Source organism: Pseudomonas sp. 5Ae-yellow (genome assembly GCF_014077575.1).
Taxonomy (GTDB): domain Bacteria; phylum Pseudomonadota; class Gammaproteobacteria; order Pseudomonadales; family Pseudomonadaceae; genus Halopseudomonas; species Halopseudomonas neustonica.
Genome location: NZ_JACGWE010000133.1, coordinates 1 through 614, shown reverse-complemented (window position 1 = coordinate 614; position 614 = coordinate 1). Strand labels below are relative to the sequence as shown.

The window sequence follows — 614 nt, the reverse complement described above, 5'->3', positions numbered from 1 at the left end:
ACGGCGCCTACGCACTGTGAGTGCTGGACGGCGTGAGCGCTACCCAGCTGACCTTAGTATCCACCTGCGCCCACCTGAGGTAGAAGACCGCCTTGTTCCAGGGCACTGGGAAAGCGACTTGATCATGGGTGCCGGTAACCGGTCTGCTGTAGCGACCATGGTTGAGCGAACAAGCCGCTTCGTGGTGTTAGCCAAACTGGACCGGCCGACAGCAGAATGCGCAGCCCAAGCAATCACCCGCGAAATGTCGCGCATGGCCCCGTCATTATTGCAGACCATGACGCATGACCAGGGCAGCGAGATGGCTCGTCATAGCGATATCACAGCGCAAACAGGCATGAAGATTTACTTTGCCGACCCGCATAGTCCTTGGCAGCGCGGCAGCAACGAGAACACAAACGGCTTGCTGCGCCAATATCTACCAAAGGGCACGGACCTATCTGGCGTCAGCCAGGAGCGTCTTGATGAAATTGCAGACTTGCTGAATACTCGGCCACGACAGACTTTAGGCTGGAAATTCCCGGTGGAGGTGCTTGTTGAATACCTTCAGCTCTCGCAGAGCAATAACCTTCAGACCATCAACTGAGTGTTGCACTTAGACCCTGAGACCGCCG

Annotated in this window: 1 protein-coding gene; it reads left to right on the top strand. The window is 56.5% G+C overall.

Translation table 11 applies throughout. The features are described 5' to 3' along the window. A partial coding sequence (locus H4J77_RS19595) for an IS30 family transposase (RefSeq protein WP_182250139.1) occupies positions 1-586 on the top strand: 586 nt, incomplete at its 5' end. Positions 587-614: the final 28 nt, after the last annotated feature.